At 56.5% G+C, this 19175-nt stretch carries 17 protein-coding genes and 1 pseudogene; 12 read left to right on the top strand and 6 right to left on the bottom strand.

Features of this window, described 5'->3' with window-relative positions:
• Positions 1–362: 362 nt before the first annotated feature.
• From cynS to UF64_RS05585, 4 genes are read right to left on the bottom strand one after another with little or no spacing between them, the layout of a single operon-like run.
• Positions 363–803 carry a cyanase gene (gene cynS, locus UF64_RS05600; protein ID WP_044827651.1) on the bottom strand — a complete coding sequence of 147 codons (441 nt, stop codon included), beginning with the start codon at positions 801–803 and terminating at the stop codon, positions 363–365.
• Between the two features lie 36 nt (positions 804–839).
• Positions 840–1748 carry an ABC transporter ATP-binding protein gene (locus UF64_RS05595; RefSeq protein WP_044827650.1) on the bottom strand — a complete coding sequence of 303 codons (909 nt, stop codon included), beginning with the start codon at positions 1746–1748 and terminating at the stop codon, positions 840–842.
• 11 nt (positions 1749–1759) lie between these two features.
• Complete coding sequence (ntrB, locus tag UF64_RS05590) at positions 1760–2590, bottom strand: nitrate ABC transporter permease (protein WP_044827649.1); 831 nt, start codon at positions 2588–2590, stop codon at positions 1760–1762.
• A 1-nt stretch (position 2591) separates the two neighbouring features.
• A complete protein-coding gene (locus UF64_RS05585) occupies positions 2592–4052 on the bottom strand; it encodes a CmpA/NrtA family ABC transporter substrate-binding protein (protein WP_044827648.1) in 1461 nt (486 codons plus the stop codon).
• Between the two features lie 222 nt (positions 4053–4274).
• Here UF64_RS05585 and UF64_RS05580 point away from each other — a divergent pair, with 222 nt between their 5' ends.
• The 8 genes from UF64_RS05580 to rbsK all read left to right on the top strand — a co-directional run bounded on the left by UF64_RS05580 (position 4275) and on the right by rbsK (position 12835).
• Positions 4275–6221 (top strand): sigma 54-interacting transcriptional regulator, encoded by a 1947-nt coding sequence (locus UF64_RS05580; protein ID WP_052657463.1) that lies wholly within the window; start codon positions 4275–4277, stop codon positions 6219–6221.
• A 193-nt stretch (positions 6222–6414) separates the two neighbouring features.
• Positions 6415–6609: a twin transmembrane helix small protein gene (locus UF64_RS05575; protein ID WP_008889168.1), complete on the top strand. Its 195-nt coding sequence runs from the start codon at positions 6415–6417 to the stop codon at positions 6607–6609.
• Between the two features lie 37 nt (positions 6610–6646).
• Positions 6647–7219: a cob(I)yrinic acid a,c-diamide adenosyltransferase gene (locus UF64_RS05570; RefSeq protein WP_044827647.1), complete on the top strand. Its 573-nt coding sequence runs from the start codon at positions 6647–6649 to the stop codon at positions 7217–7219.
• 253 nt (positions 7220–7472) lie between these two features.
• Complete coding sequence (locus UF64_RS05565) at positions 7473–8222, top strand: electron transfer flavoprotein subunit beta/FixA family protein (protein ID WP_008889166.1); 750 nt, start codon at positions 7473–7475, stop codon at positions 8220–8222.
• Between the two features lie 15 nt (positions 8223–8237).
• Positions 8238–9173, top strand: a complete 936-nt coding sequence (locus UF64_RS05560; RefSeq protein WP_044827646.1) for an electron transfer flavoprotein subunit alpha/FixB family protein — start codon at positions 8238–8240, stop codon at positions 9171–9173.
• Between the two features lie 68 nt (positions 9174–9241).
• Positions 9242–10129, top strand: coding sequence for a 3-hydroxybutyryl-CoA dehydrogenase (locus UF64_RS05555; protein ID WP_044827645.1), 888 nt, complete (start codon positions 9242–9244; stop codon positions 10127–10129).
• 162 nt (positions 10130–10291) lie between these two features.
• On the top strand, positions 10292–11785 hold the full coding sequence (gene xylB / locus UF64_RS05550; RefSeq protein WP_044828173.1) for a xylulokinase: 1494 nt from the start codon (positions 10292–10294) through the stop codon (positions 11783–11785).
• A 123-nt stretch (positions 11786–11908) separates the two neighbouring features.
• Entirely contained in the window at positions 11909–12835 is a 927-nt protein-coding gene (gene rbsK, locus UF64_RS05545; protein WP_044827644.1) for a ribokinase, read from the top strand.
• A gap of 20 nt (positions 12836–12855) precedes the next feature.
• Here the strand turns inward: rbsK and UF64_RS05540 are convergent, their stop codons facing one another.
• Positions 12856–13416, bottom strand: coding sequence for a TlpA disulfide reductase family protein (locus UF64_RS05540; protein WP_044828172.1), 561 nt, complete (start codon positions 13414–13416; stop codon positions 12856–12858).
• Positions 13417–13447: 31 nt separating this feature from the next.
• Between UF64_RS05540 and argH the strand changes: the two genes are divergently transcribed.
• The 4 genes from argH to UF64_RS05525 all read left to right on the top strand — a co-directional run bounded on the left by argH (position 13448) and on the right by UF64_RS05525 (position 18909).
• Entirely contained in the window at positions 13448–14863 is a 1416-nt protein-coding gene (argH, locus tag UF64_RS05535; protein WP_044827643.1) for an argininosuccinate lyase, read from the top strand.
• A complete protein-coding gene (locus tag UF64_RS20505; protein ID WP_161794596.1) occupies positions 14860–15006 on the top strand; it encodes a lipoprotein in 147 nt (48 codons plus the stop codon). The genes argH and UF64_RS20505 overlap by 4 nt, the downstream gene beginning before the upstream one ends.
• Positions 15003–16274 carry a diaminopimelate decarboxylase gene (gene lysA / locus UF64_RS05530; protein WP_044827642.1) on the top strand — a complete coding sequence of 424 codons (1272 nt, stop codon included), beginning with the start codon at positions 15003–15005 and terminating at the stop codon, positions 16272–16274. The genes UF64_RS20505 and lysA overlap by 4 nt, the downstream gene beginning before the upstream one ends.
• A 190-nt stretch (positions 16275–16464) precedes the next feature.
• Positions 16465–18909 carry a DUF4175 domain-containing protein gene (locus UF64_RS05525; RefSeq protein ID WP_044827641.1) on the top strand — a complete coding sequence of 815 codons (2445 nt, stop codon included), beginning with the start codon at positions 16465–16467 and terminating at the stop codon, positions 18907–18909.
• A 37-nt stretch (positions 18910–18946) separates the two neighbouring features.
• Here the strand turns inward: UF64_RS05525 and UF64_RS20500 are convergent.
• A pseudogene (locus tag UF64_RS20500) lies at positions 18947–19175 on the bottom strand (IS110 family transposase); the annotation flags it as partial.

Raw genomic sequence — 19175 nt, 5'->3', positions numbered from 1 at the left:
GGTTTGAATGGTTCACCATATTTGTGCGGATACGCGGAGCAAAACCGCAGGAAGATATATATCTTTCAAGGCTTTGCGACAAAGTAGCCCGTGCAAATACGGTGAATCCGAAGGACAGACCTTATATTTGCAAACTCCTGCGTCAAATCCCTTGGCCGGGATACCAGCCCGACCAGCGGGCTTTTCCTTGTATTTCACAAATATAAGGTCTGCCATTCAAATCAAATTAGTCGGTCCTGAGCCTAGAAACTTATTGTTTCCAGTCCGGTGCTGGCTTCTTTGGAACCGTCCAAAAAGCAAAACCGGCCTGCATGAAACAGGCCGGTTTCGTCTTCTGCGACTGCTCGTACCGGGTGGTTATCTTACCAGGCGCGGTATTTCAGGAATTTACCATCAAGGGTAATGACAACGCGGTCACCCTTCGGGTCTTCCTTGCGCTCGATATACATTTCGTAGTCGATCGCGCTCATGATGCCATCGCCGAATTTCTCATGGATGATTTCCTTGATGGTCTCGCCGTAAACACCGACGATTTCATAAAGGCGATAGATCGCCGGATCGGTCGGAACTGCCTGATCCCAGATTTTCATCGGGCATTCCTGCATCACAGCCGATGCTTCGGCCGGCAGATCAAACAGGGCAACCAGCATGTCGGCCTTGTCCTTTGGCGCGGAATTCATGCCAAAACAGACAGAGGTCGTCCAAACCGGTGACATGCCGATCTTGCTTGCGACTTCTTCCCAGCCAAGGCCTTTGGCCTTTTTGGCTTCGATGATCATTTCTTTGACATCTGCTTTTTTCACAGCTTTTCTCCTTCTAAGTAATCAGCGTGCGTTTGGTTATTCCGCCCGGCTGGTGGCCGGTTTGCGGTTGTCTTTCGGATCCGTAATCACCCCGTGCGCGCCAAAGCGCACAACGGATGGCTCGGCCACAACGCCGTCTTCCTGTTTGCCCGCAAGTTCCTTGGAACGGGTGGCAAGGAATTCGACCAGGTGGTTTCGGATGTCGTAATAGTCGGAATGGTGGATGATGTTGGCCCGCTCGCGCGGGCGCGGGATATCGACCTGAACGGATTCGGCAACGCGCGCATACGGCCCGTTGGTCATCAGCAAAATGCGATCAGCCAGCAAAATGGCTTCATCCACATCATGCGTAATCATGAAGACCGTCTGATCAGACCCCGACCAGATCCGGATCAACTCGTCCTGAATACTGCCACGTGTCAGGGCATCAAGCGCCCCGAACGGCTCATCCAGAAGCAACAATTCCGGCTGGATCGCAAAGGCACGTGCAATAGACACACGCTGACGCATGCCGCCCGACAATTGCGATGGCTTGCGAAGCTCCGCCCCGCCAGCCAGCCCGACCATTTCCAGATACTTCATCGAATGGTCGTGAACCTGTTTCTTGCTCCATGATTTGTAGCGCGCCTGAACGGCAAAGGTGACGTTCTTAAGCGCGGACAACCACGGCAGCAGGGAATAGTTCTGGAACACGATCCCGCGATCAAGACTGGGACCCGAGACTTCCTTGCCATTCATGATGACCGCCCCTTCGGTCGGTTCATCAAGACCCGCAAGGATATTCAGGATGGTCGATTTGCCACAGCCGGAATGGCCGATGATGCAAACAAACTCGCCCTTTTCGATCCCCAGATTGACGTTTTCAAACACCGTCAGGGCTTCACCGCCCTTGGGTGCCTGAAAACGCTTGCTCAGGTTCTGCAAACTCAGGAATGGTGTCGACATATCAGGTCTCCTTATTCCTGGTACTGCACAAGACGTGCGCAATAGGCGAAGGCGGTATCAAGCAACATGCCGACAACACCGATCATGAGGATCGAGAACACCACGCTGGTCAGATCAAGGTTGTTCCATTCGTTCCAGACGTAGTAGCCAATCCCGGTCCCGCCCACGAGCATCTCGGCAGCCACAATCACAAGCCATGCAATGCCGATCGAAATCCGCATGCCGGTCAGGATGGTCGGTGCCGCAGCCGGCAGGATCACGATCCAGGCCGTCTTGAATGCGCCAAGTTCATGGGTACGTGCCACATTGACCCAGTCCTTCCGGACCCCCGCCACACCAAAGGCGGTATTGATCAACATCGGCCATATCGAACAGATAAAGATGACAAAGATCGCCGAGGCCTGACTGTCCTGAATGACAAACAGGGCCAAGGGCATCCATGCCAGCGGGGAAATCGGTCGCAACACCTGAATAAACGGATCAAGTGCCTTGTACATCAGGGGCGACATCCCGATCAGGAACCCGACCGGAATGGCCAGCGCCGCCGCAAGGAAATAGCCGCTCAGAACGCGATAAAGCGAATAGCCGATCTGGATACCGATCCCCTTGTCGTTGGGACCGGCATCGTAGAACGGATTGCTCAGCTCTTCCCATGCCTTGGCGATGACGTCCGAGGGGGGCGGCACAGCGGCTTTTGGCTCTGCCCCACCCATCAGAAGTTCATATTCTGTAAGTTCGCCAGCAAGTTCCTGCTTTGGGCTGGCGGCCTCCCATAAACCCAGGAAGACCGCCAGAAGCACGAGTGACAACACCAAAGCTCTGGCATTGAGCGATGCCAGCATATCAGCTTACCCCTTTGCCGATGGCAAAGCTGTTGACATAGGCTTCAGGCTGATCGGGATCGAACGTCTTGCCCATGATGGTATAGCTTTTGTACGTCTCGGTCGGCGCCTCATAGCCAAGCTCTTTCATGATCTTGGCGCAATCGGTCGCGACATAGACTTCTTCGGCGATTTTCTTGTAATCAACATCGCCTTCGATATAGCCCCAGCGCTTCATCTGGGTCAGGATCCAGACACCCATCGAGTGCCATGGGAACGGATCGAAATCGATGCGATCAGGTACGTTTTTAACTTCGCCCAGACCATCGGCGTAACGACCGGTCAGGACCTGTTCAATCACCGGAACCGGCTGGTTCAGATAGTTGGCCGGTGCAATCGCGGCCGAGATTTCCTTGCGGTTTTCCGGCTTGGCCGCGTACTGGGTCGCATCAACGATGGACTTCAGAAGCGCACCATAGGTGTTCGGAAGCTCTTCAGAAAACGCTTTCGAGCACGCAAATGCACAGCACGGATGGCCTTCCCAGATATCCTTGGTCAGGGTGTGCAGGAAGCCGATCTTTTCCCAAACAGCACGCTGGTTGAACGGATCAGGCGACAGATAGCCATCAAGGTTACCGGCACGCAGGTTTGCAACCATCTCGGGCGGCGGAACGACACGGATCTGGATGTCTTTATCCGGGTCCAGACCATGCTCGGCCACGTAGTAACGCAGCAGGAAGTTGTGCATGGAATATTCAAACGGCACGCCGAACTTGAAGCCTTTCCAGTCTTTCGGATCGCGCTTGTCCAGGTGGTCGTTATGCAAAACGATGGCCTGACCATTGATGTTTTCAACTGCTGGCATCAGGAACGGGGTTGCGGTCGAACCCGCGCCCATCGAAATTGCCAGCGGCATCGGGGTCAGCATGTGTGACGCGTCATATTCATTGTTCAGCGACTTGTCACGGGCAACTGCCCAACCGGCCGTCTTGATGACATCAACATCAAGGCCGTATTTCTCATAAAAGCCCATCGGCTGCGCCATGATAATCGGCGTGGCACAGGTAATCGGCACAAAGCCGATATTAAGCTTGGATTTTTCCGGCGTGCCCAGATCATCAAGGATCGCTGCCTTGACCTTATCAATCGGCAGGACCGAGGCAAGCGCCGCCATCATGGTGCTGCCGCCAACCATTTTGGCGAACGAACGACGCGAAATGTCGTTATGGCCAAAGACGGACCGCACGATGGCACTGTCGATGGCACGATCAAGGATCTCTTCGCTCGTTTCCGGCGTTTTGGCTTCCATATCACTATGGGCCGGCATGCTGGCCAGATCGTGTTTCAGGCCATGGTCATGGTCTTTGTGTGATGCATGTGTATGCCCATCTTTTGACGATGCACAAACCTCACAGCCACACCCCTTGCTGTGGCGCAGATCGGTATCGCCGCTAAATGGATTTCCCAGACTTTTAACTGACATGTGATCACCCCCTGTGTTGTTACGCCGCCAGAAAGGCAGCACCAGATGTTCACCCCCACTACAGCAACGGGCGTGCCATTTTGTGCAATGCGTCATTTTTCGTTGAAAATGCTGGACTCTTGGCCTGCGGGGTGCGACGCTTACGAAATACGAAAATTCGTAATTTACGAAATATCGTAACTGTAATTACGATTTTTCGTAGAAGGAGTACGAAGCAGCGCGATGCGGATGAATGAAATCAACCCGATACCGGTCATGATCGAAAACCTGCACTTGCAGGCATTGCTCGCGCATACCCACCCGACCTTGCTGATTCACCCCAAATCCGACCGGATTGTCTTTGCCAATCAGGCCGCTGCCAACCTGCTTGGCCGCAGCATCGAGGAGCTTCTGGCGACCTCGGTGAGTGCACTGCACAAGGGTCAGGTCCCCAGCCTCGTCGTCTTTAGCGAGGCCGCCTTTTATAACGGATTTGCCTGGACCCGCGGGCTTGATATGACCCGCCCGGATGGCACGGAGCTCAAACTCGAACACGAAGCCCGCCCGCTGATCCTTGAGGGCGAGGAATATCTCACTGTCACGATCTCCGACCTTGATGCCCGTCATCGCCGTGATGTCGATTCCGAGGCAGATGACTACTTGCGCGAAGGCATTGCCGAATGGCGCCGCGCCGAACGTTTCTTCCGCGAGATCGAACGTGAAAACCAGCTGATCCTTGGGGCCGCGGGTGAGGGCATTTACGGGGTCAACAGCGATGGCGTGACAACCTTCGTCAACCCCGCCGCCGAACGCATGCTGGGCTGGACGGCGCAAGCACTGGTGGGCCGTGAAATCCATTCGATCATTCACCATTCCCACGTTGATGGTGAACCCTATCACGCCGAACAATGCCCGATTTACAACGCCTTTCGCGAAGGCATCGTCCGGCGTGTCGATGACGAGGTCTTCTGGCGCAGCGACGGCAAACCGATCCGTGTTGAATATACCTCGACCCCGATCCGCGACCACGGGTTGGTGATCGGGGCGGTGATTGTGTTCCGTGACATCACCGAACGTAAAATTGCCGAGGAAAAGCTGCATGCCGCCTTGGCCGAGGTCGACCGCCTGCGCGAACGCCTCGAACTTGAAAACGCCTATTTGCAGGAAGAAATCCTTTCGACCAACAACCACCATGAAATCATCGGCCAGTCCGATGCCATTCAGGGGGCGCTGAAGCAGATCGATCTCGTCGCCCCCACCGATGCCAACGTCCTGATCACTGGCGAATCCGGCACCGGCAAGGAACTGATCGCGCGCGCCATCCATCAGGCAAGCGCCCGATCTGACCGCGTTCTGGTGCGTGTGAACTGTGCCGCGATCCCGCATGAACTGTTTGAAAGCGAATTCTTTGGTCATGTGCGCGGTGCCTTCACCGGGGCGGTGCGTGATCGTGTCGGGCGGTTTGAACTGGCCGATGGCGGCACGCTGTTTTTGGATGAAGTCGGCGAAATCCCGCTGGAGCTTCAGGGCAAGTTGCTCCGCGTACTGCAGGACCAAAAGTTCGAACGCATCGGCGAGGAACGCACACGCGAAGTCAATGTCCGCCTGATTGCCGCCACCAACCGCGATCTTAAGGAAGAAGTCCGTCAGGGGCGTTTCCGCGAAGACCTTTATTTCCGCCTCAACGTCTTCCCGATCGAATGCCGTCCTTTGCGCGAACGGCCCGATGATATTCCGCCGCTGGCCTCGCACTTTCTGCGCAATATCTGTCAGCGTTTGAATATCGCCCAACCAACCCTGACCAAGGGGCAGGTCCGCACCCTGCAAAACTATGGCTGGCCGGGCAACGCACGCGAGCTTGAAAACGTCATCGAACGTGCGGCCATCCTCGCCCATGACGGCAAGCTGCATTTCGATCTGCCCGAACATGGCGGACGCGACAGCCGCAAATTGCCAACACCCGATGCAGAACCCGACAGCAAACCGGAAAAGACAGTTCTAACCCGGGGTGAGCTGCGCCAGACCGAATATGACAACATCATCCATGCCCTGACCGTGACCAAGGGCAAGGTATTTGGTGCCAATGGTGCGGCCGCCCTTCTTGATATCAAACCAACAACGCTGGCCTCGCGTATCAAGAAGTTCAAAATCGACCGTCGCAGCTTCGGGGAAAGCGAAACCATCGAATAATCGCGCAGCGGATTGCCGATGAAATCGCGGATTTAACCATCGTCTGGTTGCCTGTTGCGTCCGTTTGGCGCAGCATGTCGCCGCCTGACAGGTCAATCGGCTGGCAATTAGGGATCATCGGTGGTGCATTACCACCATTGCGCAGCCGCAAAAACGGCATAAGTCTGCAGGCAGAAACAGGGAAGAAACAGGAATGGCTGGTTTTTTACAGATTGGTGTTTTGCTTGCGATGGCAGCTGTCGCCGGGGTTCTGATCATGGGCATCGTTTCCATGGCGCGCGGCAAGGATGCGCGCAAACAGAACAAACTGATGCAAATGCGCGTTCTGCTTCAGGGCCTGGCCCTGTTGCTGCTTTTCATTCTGTCGCTGATGGCGGTCGGCTCCTAGAAAACCCAACCAGATAATCCAGGATTACAGACGGCACATGGTTCAACTGACTCGTATCTACACAAAATCCGGTGACAAGGGCAAAACCGCCCTTGGCAATGGCACCCGCGTTCCGAAAAATTCCGTGCGCGTGGATGCCTATGGCACCGTTGACGAAACCAATGCCGTGATCGGTGTCGCCCGCCTGCATGCGGATGGCGAGGTCGACGCCATGCTCGCGCGAATCCAGAACGATCTTTTTGATCTGGGTGCTGATCTTTGCACCCCGGGCGACGGCAGCGACGATAATCCCGAACAACCGGCCCTTCGCATTACCGCCACTCAGACCGAGCGGCTCGAGACCGAGATCGATCAGATCAATGCCAACCTCGATCCGCTGAAATCATTCGTTCTTCCGGGCGGCAGTGCCCTTTCGGCACAGCTGCATGTGGCGCGCACGGTTTCGCGCCGTGCCGAACGCCTGATTGTCGAGCTGGCCGGGCTTGAAACCATCAACCCGGAAGCCGTTCGCTATATCAATCGCCTGTCAGATCACATGTTTGTTCTTGCCCGCCATGCCAATAACGGCGGCAGGGATGATGTTCTCTGGCAGCCCGGACTGACCCGATAATCTGGCTTGATAACAAGATTATTGGACAAAATCCTTGTTCCCTTGCGGATTTTTGCCGTATCAAGACGGCGAAGGGCATCAAGATTTCCGTGAAGAAGTTGTCGTTAACGTCAACACCTTTACGTAAATTGACAACCTGCGTAGCACTACCTATTGTGCGTCGCGGGGAAAACATTACCATGCGGGCCAAAGCAAACTGCCTTGGCAGGGAGCAAAGCCCGCAGTTTCGACAACAAAAACGAACAGGTCTGTCATGAAGGTTCTTGTCGCCGTTAAGCGCGTTGTGGATTACAACGTCAAGATCCGTGTCAAACAGGACCAGTCTGGCGTTGAGTTGAACAACGTTAAGATGTCCATGAACCCGTTTGACGAAATCGCCGTTGAAGAGGCCATCCGCCTCAAGGAAGCAGGCACTGCCACCGAAGTGGTTGCTGTCTCGCTCGGCGTTAAACAGTGCCAGGAGACCCTGCGCACCGCCCTTGCCATGGGTGCCGATCGCGGCATTCTGGTCGAAACCGAAGACGAACTTCAGCCGCTCGCTGTTGCAAAGCTCTTAAAAGAAGTCGTTGCCAAGGAAAGCCCGGATCTCGTGATCCTCGGCAAACAGGCAATTGACGATGATGCCAACCAGACCGGCCAGATGCTGGCTGCATTGCTGGATTGGCCACAGGGCACCTTCGCGTCCAAGGTTGTCGTTGCTGACGGCAAACTTGATGTCACGCGTGAAATCGATGGCGGTCTTGAGACCATCAAGATTGATCTTCCGGCAATCGTTACCACCGACCTGCGCCTCAATGAGCCGCGCTACGCGTCGCTGCCCAACATCATGAAAGCCAAGAAAAAGCCGCTCGATACCCTGAGCCCGGCCGACCTTGGTGTTGATACCGCGCCGCGCCTGAAAACCCTGAAAGTTTCCGAACCGGAAGCCCGTCAGGCAGGTGTCAAAGTTGCCGACGTCGCAGAGCTTGTCGACAAGCTCCGCAACGAAGCAAAAGTAATCTAAGCGGGGATCAATCAAATGAGCATTCTTGTTATTGCCGAACACGACAATACCGAACTGAAGGGTGGCACGCTTAATACCGTTGCTGCTGCTCAGAAAATCGGTGGCGACATCACCGTTCTGGTCGCGGGCGAAGGCTGCAAGGCCGTTGCTGACGCTGCTGCCAAGGTCGAAGGTGTCTCCAAGGTTCTCCTCGCAGACAATGCTGCCTACGGTCACTTCCTGGCCGAAAACCTGGCAGGTCTTGTGATCGAACTGGCTGGCGACTACAGCCACATTCTTGTTCCGGCTTCTTCGTCGGGCAAAAACTTCATGCCGCGCGTTGCTGCCAAGAAAGACGTCGCACAGATTTCCGACATCACCGACGTGGTTGATGCGGATACCTTTGTCCGTCCGATCTATGCCGGTAACGCCATGGCAACCGTGCAGTCATCCGACAGCCTGAAACTGATCACTGTCCGGACCACCGGCTTTGATCCGGTCGCAGGCGAAGGCGGTTCTGCTCCCATCGAAGACGTCTCTGTCGCAGCAGATGCGGGCAAGTCGTCCTTCGTTGGTCAGGAACTGACCGAGTCGGAACGTCCGGAACTCACCGCTGCAAGCATCGTTATTTCTGGCGGTCGTGGCATGGGTTCGGGTGAAAACTTCCACCTGATCGAGCCGATTGCCGACAAACTCGGCGCTGCCATCGGCGCTTCTCGCGCTGCGGTTGATGCGGGCTATGCCCCGAACGACTGGCAGGTCGGTCAGACCGGCAAAGTTGTTGCACCGCAGCTATACATTGCTGTAGGCATTTCGGGTGCTATTCAGCACCTTGCCGGCATGAAGGACAGTAAGGTCATTGTCGCGATCAACAAGGACGAAGAAGCGCCGATCTTCTCGGTAGCGGATTACGGACTTGTCGGTGACCTGTTCGAGGCCCTTCCCGCTCTGGCGAGCGAACTCGACAAATAATCTGATCCCCTTTAGGGTCAAAGCAACGCATACTCTTGTTTTGACCCTTGGGGACGAGTGGGGAACAAATGGCTTCGCTAGAAGATATCAAAACCATTGGCGTAATCGGCGCCGGTCAGATGGGCAATGGCATTGCACATGTGATAGCCCTTGCCGGCTACGACGTCCGAATTCTCGACATCTCGCAAGAGGCCCTCGACAAGGCCATCGTCGTGATGGAAAAGAACATGGACCGGCAGGTCAAAAAAGAGATCATTACTGCAGCGCAAAAAGATTCTGCGCTGAAGCTGATCTCAACCGGAACGGAATATTCCTTCCTGTCCGACTGCGATCTGGTGATCGAAGCAGCCACCGAGAATGAAGAGATCAAAAAACAGATCTTCAAGGCTCTGTGCCCGGTGCTTGGCCCGGAAGCGATCATCGCGACCAACACGTCATCAATCTCGGTCACCCGTCTGGCGTCCTATACCGACCGTCCGGCAAAGTTCATGGGCATGCACTTCATGAACCCGGTGCCGCTGATGAAGCTGGTCGAACTGATCCGTGGTATCGCCACCGACGAAACCACCTATCGCACCATTCATGAGCTGACCAAAAAGCTCGGCAAGGACACGGCAAGCGCCGAAGACTTCCCGGCCTTTATCGTCAACCGCATCCTGCTTCCGATGATCAACGAGGCGATCTACACCCTTTACGAAGGTGTGGGGAACGTCGAGTCCATTGATACCGCGATGCGTCTGGGTGCGAACCATCCGATGGGTCCGCTGCAGCTGGCAGACTTTATTGGTCTCGATACCTGCCTGTCGATCATGCACGTTCTGCATGATGGTCTGGCCGATACCAAGTATCGCCCGTGCCCGCTTCTGGTCAAATATGTCGAAGCCGGATGGCTGGGCCGCAAGGCTGGCCGTGGCTTCTATGACTATAGCGGTGACGAACCGACCCCGACCCGCTAAGGGATCGCAGGTCGTCATTGGCTTCAAGACATCAAAGCCGCTGCCCCGCAGCGGCTTTTTTTGTTGCAATCCACGGCCCAAGCATCTCGAATAGTCGTTGCTCTAACCCGCACAATCATGATGTCGGGACAAATCAAAACGGTTTCTGGAGGCCGTCCGAACATGTATCTCGGAATTGATGTCGGCACGTCGGCAGTCAAGGCATTGTTGATCGACGATAACTCGGTAACCCTGGCCGAGGCCGATGTTCCCTTGCGCGTTTCCAGCCCCCAACCGTTCTGGAGCGAACAGAACCCCGAAGATTGGTGGGATGCGACCACGCGTGCAATTGATGAACTGCACCGCCAGAATCCGTCCGCCATTGCCGCAACCCGTGCCATCGGCCTGTCAGGGCAGATGCATGGTGCCACCTTGCTGGGTGCTGATGACAAACCGCTGCGTCCCGCCATCCTGTGGAATGATGGCCGTGCGATGCGCGAATGCGCCGAACTTGATGCAGCCCTTCCCGATCTTGGCGAGCGCGCCGGGGTTGCCACCATGTCGGGCATGACCGCCCCCAAACTGATCTGGCTGCAAAAACACGAACCCGATGTTTTTGCCAAAATCAAAACCATCCTGCTGCCCAAGGACTACATCCGCTTTTGCCTGTCGGGCGACAAGGTCACGGAAATGTCGGATGCCGCTGGCACCCTGTGGCTTGATGAACAAAGCCGCAGCTGGAATGAAAGTGCGATTGCCGCCTGCGGCCTGACCCCCGATCAACTCCCCGGACTGGTCGAGGGATCTGATATCACCGGCACCCTGCACGCCAATCTGGCGGACCGTTGGGGCATGGCCGATGGTGTTATCATTGCCGGCGGCGGCGGTGATGCAGCAACCGGTGGCATCGGGGTCGGCGCGGTTGCCCATGGTGATGGCTTCATCTCGCTTGGTACATCTTCGCAGATTTTCGTCGCTTCGGACAAATACCGGCCGAAACCCGAAGAACTGCTGCACAGCTTTGCCCACGCCATTCCGAACCACTGGTTCCAGATGGCGGTGCTACTCAATGGCGCAAGCTGCCTGAAATGGGCGGCCGACCTTCTGGGTGAAGCCGACATCACCGACCTGCTCAACCGGGTCGAGGCACAGCACAAGGCACCATCTGATATTCTGTTCCTGCCCTACCTGAACGGGGAGCGCACCCCGCATAACAATCCCTATGCCCGTGGCGTTTTCTTTGGCCTAGGCAGTGACACCGATCGCGAAGCCATGGTGCAGGCCGTGCTCGAGGGCGTCGGCTTTGCACTCAGCGACGCCAAATCGCGCCTGAATGCGGCTGGAACCTATTGTGATCTGCCGGGCGTCATTGGCGGGGGCGCACGCAGCCGCTACTGGATTCAAATGATCGCCGATATCCTTGGCAAACCGCTTGCACGTTATGAAGGGGCGACCAAGGGCCCGGCATTCGGCGCGGCCCGCCTTGCCCGTCTGGCGCTCACCAACAAACCGGTCACAGATGTCTGCGTCAAACCCGTGATCGAAGAAGTCGTTGAACCTGACATGTCGCGTCATGACGCCTATCAGCCACGCTTTGCCAAATTCCAGCGGATTTATGCTGCTTTGTCTGACGAATTCACCCCGAACCAGGGCAGATATCCCCCATCCAAAGAATAGGCTAAACACCCGTTTTTAAAGAAAGTTCTTCGATCTGGTCGAATTTTGCCAGACACGCCTTTTAAACCCCCGCCCGGGTGCCAACATTAATCTGATGGCATTAATTCATAAGCACGGACAGATATGACGATTGTAGTAGTTGGAAGCTCGAACTTTGATTTCGCCGCCCGTGTGGCAAAGCTTCCAGTGCAGGGACAAACGGTATCCTCCCAAGCCTATAAAACCGGCCCGGGCGGCAAGGGCTGCAATCAGGCGCTTGCAGTTGCACGGCTTGGTGTTGATCCCGTCTTCATCTCCAAGATCGGCGATGACATGCTTGGCAATCAGCTGATTGAAACGCTCGCGGCCGAGGGGCTTGATACCACCCATCTGATCGTCGCCGACGAAGCCCAGACCGGCATCGCCCTAATTTCGATTGATGAGGCGGGCGAAAACATGATCACGGTCGTTGGCGGGGCCAACATGACCATGACCCGGTCTGATTTGCATGAAAAGCAGGATTACCTGCGCGACTGTGACTATCTGCTGCTGCAGCTGGAATGTCCAGTGGTGGCGATTGATTGCGCCATCAAATATGCCCGCGAGGGCAAGGCAAAGGTCATGCTTGATCCGGCCCCGGTCGCCGATCTGGTGGTCATGCGCGATCTGCTGGCCCTTACCCATATCGTCACCCCGAACCAAAGCGAATGTCTGGCCCTAACCGGGATCGATCCGGTCGATGCGGCCACCGCACGTGCCGCCAGCCTCAAGCTCCATGAAATGGGCCCAGAAACCGTCATCATCAAAATGGGTGGGGCCGGGGCATTCTATTCATCACATGGTGAAACCGGGATGGTGCCGGGCTTTAAGGTCAATACGATTGATACGGTCGGGGCCGGGGATTGCTTTAATGCCGGGCTGGCTGTGGCGTTGCATGGTGGTCAGCCGCTTGGTGATGCTGTGCGCTTTGCCTGTGCGACCGGTGCACTTGCCACCACAAGCAATGGCGCGGCTGATGCCGCACCGCTGCTTGAAGATGTTTTGAACCTGCTCGAAGGCCGCGCGGCTTAACCAAGCAGCACTGTGATGGCTCAGGACGTCTGATCAATCAACTGATTGAAATAGGAAATGACTTCCGGTGCGTCCCAGCGCGCAATGCCTTCAAGCTTGCCGCGCAAATCACCCTTGGCGTCATAAAGGAAACTGGTCGGAAGACCGCGCGCGCCCATCTGGCGTGCAATCGCCCCGCGCGGATCAAGCACCACATCAAGGTTCTCGATTCCATTGGTTTCAAAGAATTCTTTGACGGCATCCGCCCCGCCACGGTCCTGACTAAGCGCCAGAACCCGGAACGGCTTGTCGGCCATCTCAACGGCCAGACGATCAAGATCGGGCATTTCCTTGACGCATGGCACACACCAGGTCGCCCACAGATTGACCAGAACAACCTGTCCTTTCAGGCTGTTAAAGGCGACCTCATTGCCATTTTCATCGACAAACGCCAGATCTTCGGGCAAAGAACCCCCGTCCGATGGCATGACCATCTTTGAAAGTTCTTGCGGGAATTGCGTATCAGCAAAGGCAGGGGTTGCATAAATGCCCGAGATGGCGACAATCACGCCAAGTTTTACGTAACGAAGCAATGCTTTCACAACACCCACCTTTCCAAGACTGCGGATCACGATGACCGACCAAAACGCCACTGACCAGAAAAACGCAAACTCCCTTTGGGGCGGCCGCTTTGAAGCAGGCCCGTCAGCCATCATGGAAGAAATCAACGCTTCCATCGGCTTTGACAAACGCCTCTACGCCCAGGATATTCAGGGCTCGAAGGCCCACTGCGCCATGCTGGTCAAGCAGAACATCATTCCTGCAGAAGATGGCGAAAAGATAACCAACGGTCTAGACCAGATTCTTCAAGAAATCGAGAGCGGCGAGTTCAAATTCTCCGCCGCCCTTGAAGACATCCACATGAACGTTGAAAGCCGCCTGCGCGAACTGATCGGCCCGGCGGCCGGTCGTCTGCATACCGCACGTTCGCGCAATGATCAGGTCGCGACCGACTTCAAACTCTGGGTCCGTGATGTCGCACTTGGCGATCTTGAAGTCGGCCTCAAAGGCCTTCAGGAAGCTTTGATTGAGCAAGCTGAAACCCACGCTGAAACCATTATGCCGGGCTTCACCCACCTGCAGGCCGCCCAGCCGGTCACCTTTGGCCATCATCTTCTGGCTTATGTCGAAATGTTTGGCCGGGATCGTGGCCGCGTTGCCGATTGCCGCACGCGCATCAATGAAAACCCGCTGGGCTCGGCTGCCCTTGCCGGTACGCCCTATCCGATTGACCGTCACATGACGGCAAGTGCGCTTGGCTTTGATCGCCCGACGGCGAACTCGCTTGATGCGGTGTCGGATCGTGACTTTGCGCTTGAATACCTCAATGCCGCATCGATTGCCGCCATGCATCTGTCGCGTCTGGCCGAAGAAATGGTTATTTGGTGCTCGGCCCAGTTCCGCTTTATCGGCATGTCCGACAAATTCTCGACCGGCTCTTCGATCATGCCGCAGAAACGCAACCCGGATGCGGCTGAGCTGATCCGCTCCAAGATCGGGCGTATCGTTGGCTGCTATAACGGCTTGATGCTGTCGATGAAGGGCCTGCCGCTGGCCTATTCCAAGGACATGCAGGAAGACAAGGAACCGGTCTTCCAGGCCCATGACCATCTTGGTCTGTGTGTTGCCGCCATGACCGGCATGATCGCCGACATGAAAGTCTTTGCCGATAACATGCGCGCTGCTGCCGGTGCCGGTTACACCACCGCAACTGACCTTGCCGACTGGCTGGTTGCCGAACTTGGCATGCCGTTCCGCGATGCCCACCACGTTGTCGGTGCGACCGTCAAGCTTGCCGAAACCAAGGGCTGCGATCTTGATCAGCTGTCGCTTGAAGATCTGCAGGGGATCGAACCCAAGATCACCAATGCGGTTTATGACGTCCTCACTGTCGAGGCATCGGTTGCCGCCCGCCAAAGCTTTGGTGGCACCGCTCCGGTACGGGTGAAGGAATCCGTTGCGGCCGCAAAGGAAAGGTTTCTGAAATGAACAACAGCCTCTTGAAACGCGGCACCGTGGTCACGTTGGCCATCATGCTGGGACTGTCGGTTGCGGCTTGCGGCAAAAAAGGCCCGCTCGAACCGCCGACCGATGCCGGACAGGAATATCCAAGGGATTACCCGACCCAATGAACCATTTTGAATATATCAACGGCGAACTTTACGCCGAAGGTGTCGCGATCCGGGAAATGGCCGACAAGGTCGGTACCCCGTTCTTCTGCTATTCGACCGCGACCCTTGAACGCCATTACAATGTCTATGCCGCCGCATTCGAAGGCCTTGATGCCACCATCTGCTTTGCGGTCAAGGCAAACTCGAACCAGGCGGTTCTGAAAACGCTCGCCAATCTTGGCGCGGGTGCAGACGTTGTTTCGGTTGGTGAAATGCGCCGTGCCCTGCGTGCCGGCATGGATCCGGCAAAGATCATCTTTTCGGGCGTTGGCAAGGCCGATGCGGAAATGCGCGAAGCTCTTGAGGCCGGCATTGCCCAGATCAATGTCGAAAGCATTCCCGAACTGGTTGAGCTCAACAACGTTGCCATCGACATGGGCAAAAAGGCGCGCATCGCATTGCGCGTTAACCCGCATGTTGATGCCAAAACCCATGAAAAGATCGCGACCGGCAAGGCCGAAAACAAATTCGGCATCGACTGGACCCGCGCGATTGAGGTCTACCGTGATGCAGCCGCCATGGACGGCATTGAAGTCACCGGGATCGCCATGCATATCGGCTCCCAGCTGACCGACCTTGCCCCCTTCCGCGAGGCCTTCACGCGCTTGGCTGGTCTGGTGGAACAGCTCCGCTCCGAGGGCATCGATATCCGCAATCTCGATCTCGGTGGCGGCCTTGGCATTGCCTATCAGGGCGAAACACCGCCGCTTCCCGATGCCTATGGTCAGATGGTGCGTGAAACTGTTGGCCATCTAGGTTGCCACATCACGCTTGAGCCGGGCCGTCTGATTGCCGGCAATGCCGGGATCATGGTTTCGCGCGTCATGTATATCAAGGAAGGCGAAGCCAAACGCTTTGTCATTCTCGATGCCGCGATGAACGACCTGATCCGCCCGACGCTTTATAGCGCCTATCACGAAATCATCCCGGTAGATGAACAGGGTGAAGACGACAAACAGGTCAAGGTCGATGTGGTCGGGCCGGTATGTGAAACCGGTGATACGTTCGGCAAGGACCGCGATCTTCCCGATGACCTCAAGGCCGGTGATCTGGTCGCTGTGATGTCAGCCGGTGCCTATGGTGCTGTGATGTCTTCGACCTACAACACCCGCGCACTGACGCCGGAAGTTCTGGTCAAGGGCAACAACTTCGCCATCGTGCGCCCGCGTCAGGAAATTGACGACCTGATCAACATGGATCAGGTGCCCTCATGGCTTAGCAACGCCTAATCCACGCGTTCTTTCTGATCTGCATTTGATTTTGGGGCGGTTGGCCATGTGCCAGCCGCCCTTTTATTTTGCGTCCATCCTGCGAACTGCTTGACCCGTCACGGCAAAACCCCAAACTCTAAAGATGCGGGTTGTGCTAGAATACACGCGATAATGCGCGCACTGTCGGCAAGCAGGGACCACCAGACCCATGTCGTTGATACCACCCTATCCAAAAATGGAACGTCATGTGCGCAAGACGCGCATGGTGATGGTGTGGGAATCTGTCTGGCCCTGCCTGATCCCGTCCCTGTCGATCGGACTTCTGGTGGTTGGCCTGACATTGACCGGCGCGTTCGAAATTCTGCCTGCCACCGGGCATATCATGTTGCTCTCGATCCTGTCGGTGGCGGTCATGGTTTCGGTGGTTGCCCCATGGCGCAATTTCAAAATGCCGACCCGGCGCGATGTCCTGCACCGGATCGAGATCGACAACCATCTTGATAACAATCCGCTGCAAAGCCTTGAAGATCACATCCCCGAAACCGACGACCCGCTGACCAGCCTTCTTTGGCAGCGCCAGCTTGGCCTGCATGAAGCCGCCCTGAAAAAGCTCCGACTCTCACGCCCGCTACCCGCGATTACCCGCGTTGATCGCTTTGGCCTGACCGCCATTCCGATCCTGCTGCTGTTTGTCGGCCTGATGACCGGCAGCGATCATGTCGCGGAACGCTTTTCAAAGGCCTTCAGCCCGCTTCAGCGTCTTGGGGCTGCCGACTTCACCGCCACCCTTTGGGTCACCCCACCGGCTTATACCGGCCAGATCCCGCGCATCCTGCAATTCACCTACCTCTCGGATGACACCGGCAAACGGACAGGAGGTAGCAACACCGACGCTGCATCGGATGCCACCGGTGACGTGATGTCGGTACAGGTCCCGGCGGGCTCGACCCTCGATGGCAGTATCTCAAGCATCTGGGAACCGACCCTGACCACACCGCGCGGCAAGCAGGCCTTCACCGAAAGCGGTGAAAACAGCTATGTGCTTTCGACCGCCATCGATCAGCCCGGCCAGTGGCGCATCTCGGTCTGGGGCAATGATCGCCTGACACTGAATATCGAACTTCTGGCCGATAATGCGCCCAGCCTGTCCTTTGTCAGCCCGCCCACCGTCACCAGACGCGATCACGTCCGCCTGGATTACGTCGCCAGTGACGATTACGGCCTTTCCAGTCTCGAGCTTGTCATCACCCCGGCCGTCGAAGACGGCACCATCAAGCAATACGGCCCGATTGATCAGGTCGTCATTGACCTTAAGGGCGATGCTGGTGGCGCTACTGGCGCCGGCGCCATGCCAACCCGTATCGACGGCCCGCGCTTCATCGATCTGGTCGCCCATCCCTGGGCCGGCCTTCCGGTCAATATTCAGATGGTCTCGCGCGACAACGCCGATCAGGTTGGCGAAAGCGATATCCGTTCCCTGATGCTGCCCGAACGGGAATTCAGCCATCCGGTGGCGCAAAAGCTGATCGATATCCGCCGCGGTCTGCTGCGCTATCCCGACCGTGCCCTTGAAATGCACAATGCCTTGCTGCCGATCCTGTTTGCCCCGCAGGCGTTTAACGGCCATCTCGGAGTCTTCCTGACCTTGTCTGTCGCGGAAAACCGTCTTGCGGCCAACCTGCATAACCGTGACACCCATCAGGATGTCGCAGGGCTTCTGTGGCATGTGGCGGAGGAGATCGAGCGCGGCAGCTACGGCATTGCCGAGCGCAACCTGATGGAGGCCGAGGAACGCCTGCTTGAGGCACTCGCCAACCCCGACATCACCGAAAGCGAAATCGCCCAACTGATTGATGAATACCGGCAAGCACTGAACGAATATCTCGCGGCCCTGATGCGCGAAAGCCCGGACACGACCGAGGAACAACCACCTGCCGGCAGCGCAACCCTTGAACAACAGGACCTGTCACGCATCATTGATCAGATCGATGCCCTGATGCGCGCCGGTGCCCGGGATCAGGCCCGCCAGCTGATCGACCGTCTGCGTGAACTGGTCGAAAACATGCAGGTCACCACGGGCGAAGGCGGCATGGATATCACCTCGACGCTCCGCGAGATGCTTGATGGCATGCGCGATCTGTCACGCCGTCAGCAGGACCTGATGAATGATGGCGACAATGCCTCCACCCAGAACGGCAACGGCCCGCGCGCCAGCCAGCAACAGGGCCTTGCCGATGATGCCGGTGAAATCCTCGAGAACCCCGGCCTCGGCCAATTCGGCGATGTCAGCGGCATGAATTCGGTGATTGATGCCATGCGCGGGGCGGCCGATGCGCTAGAACACAATCGCTCGCACGAAGCTTTGCAGTACCAACGTCAGGCCATGGACGCCCTGCAACAGGGCATCGGTGAAATCAGCCGTGCGCTGGAAGGTTTAAGCCAGATGGCACCGATGCTCGAAGACCTCGAAGGATCGGGCCGTCGGGACCCGCTCGGCCGCCCGGTCGGTGGCAATGGCACCACCATCATCCCGGATGTAAACACCCTTGAGCGCGCCTGGCGCATCTTGCAGGAACTGCGTCGTCGTTCCGGCGACCCCGAACGCCCGCAGATCGAACAGGAATATATCGACCGCCTGCTCAAACGGTTCTGATCATCCTTCCGTCCCACCCAACAAAAAAGCAGCGGTATTAGCCGTCAAGTATTAAAGCATAATGGTCACGCATTCTCGCATTGAGGATGGTGACCATTTTTCTGACGACGGCAATGATAGCAACCTTGCCGGGTTTTCTGTTTTCAGTCAGGCGTTTGTAGAAGTCGCGTAGCAGAGGATCGAAGCGTATTGCCGGTAATGCAGCATAGTAAAGAGCATTGCGCACTTCCAAACGTCCGCCGCCAATCATTCTTTTGCCTTGGAAT

This window comes from Thalassospira sp. HJ, from assembly GCF_000948415.1.
Taxonomy (GTDB): Bacteria; Pseudomonadota; Alphaproteobacteria; order Rhodospirillales; family Thalassospiraceae; genus Thalassospira.
The sequence above is the reverse complement of the archived record's forward strand: the minus strand, read 5'-3'. Positions and strand labels throughout refer to the sequence as shown.

What these genes read in the sequence shown, in the direction of transcription:
- UF64_RS05595 (WP_044827650.1), bottom strand. Translation starts at nt 1,748, where the DNA reads ATGTCGACACCATTCCTGAGTTTGCAGAACCTGAGCAAGCGTTTTCAG.
- ntrB (WP_044827649.1), bottom strand. Translation starts at nt 2,590, where the DNA reads ATGCTGGCATCGCTCAATGCCAGAGCTTTGGTGTTGTCACTCGTGCTT.
- UF64_RS05585 (WP_044827648.1), bottom strand. Translation starts at nt 4,052, where the DNA reads ATGTCAGTTAAAAGTCTGGGAAATCCATTTAGCGGCGATACCGATCTG.
- UF64_RS05580 (WP_052657463.1), top strand. Translation starts at nt 4,275, where the DNA reads ATGCGGATGAATGAAATCAACCCGATACCGGTCATGATCGAAAACCTG.
- UF64_RS05575 (WP_008889168.1), top strand. Translation starts at nt 6,415, where the DNA reads ATGGCTGGTTTTTTACAGATTGGTGTTTTGCTTGCGATGGCAGCTGTC.
- UF64_RS05570 (WP_044827647.1), top strand. Translation starts at nt 6,647, where the DNA reads ATGGTTCAACTGACTCGTATCTACACAAAATCCGGTGACAAGGGCAAA.
- UF64_RS05565 (WP_008889166.1), top strand. Translation starts at nt 7,473, where the DNA reads ATGAAGGTTCTTGTCGCCGTTAAGCGCGTTGTGGATTACAACGTCAAG.
- UF64_RS05560 (WP_044827646.1), top strand. Translation starts at nt 8,238, where the DNA reads ATGAGCATTCTTGTTATTGCCGAACACGACAATACCGAACTGAAGGGT.
- UF64_RS05555 (WP_044827645.1), top strand. Translation starts at nt 9,242, where the DNA reads ATGGCTTCGCTAGAAGATATCAAAACCATTGGCGTAATCGGCGCCGGT.
- xylB (WP_044828173.1), top strand. Translation starts at nt 10,292, where the DNA reads ATGTATCTCGGAATTGATGTCGGCACGTCGGCAGTCAAGGCATTGTTG.
- rbsK (WP_044827644.1), top strand. Translation starts at nt 11,909, where the DNA reads ATGACGATTGTAGTAGTTGGAAGCTCGAACTTTGATTTCGCCGCCCGT.
- argH (WP_044827643.1), top strand. Translation starts at nt 13,448, where the DNA reads ATGACCGACCAAAACGCCACTGACCAGAAAAACGCAAACTCCCTTTGG.
- UF64_RS20505 (WP_161794596.1), top strand. Translation starts at nt 14,860, where the DNA reads ATGAACAACAGCCTCTTGAAACGCGGCACCGTGGTCACGTTGGCCATC.
- lysA (WP_044827642.1), top strand. Translation starts at nt 15,003, where the DNA reads ATGAACCATTTTGAATATATCAACGGCGAACTTTACGCCGAAGGTGTC.
- UF64_RS05525 (WP_044827641.1), top strand. Translation starts at nt 16,465, where the DNA reads ATGTCGTTGATACCACCCTATCCAAAAATGGAACGTCATGTGCGCAAG.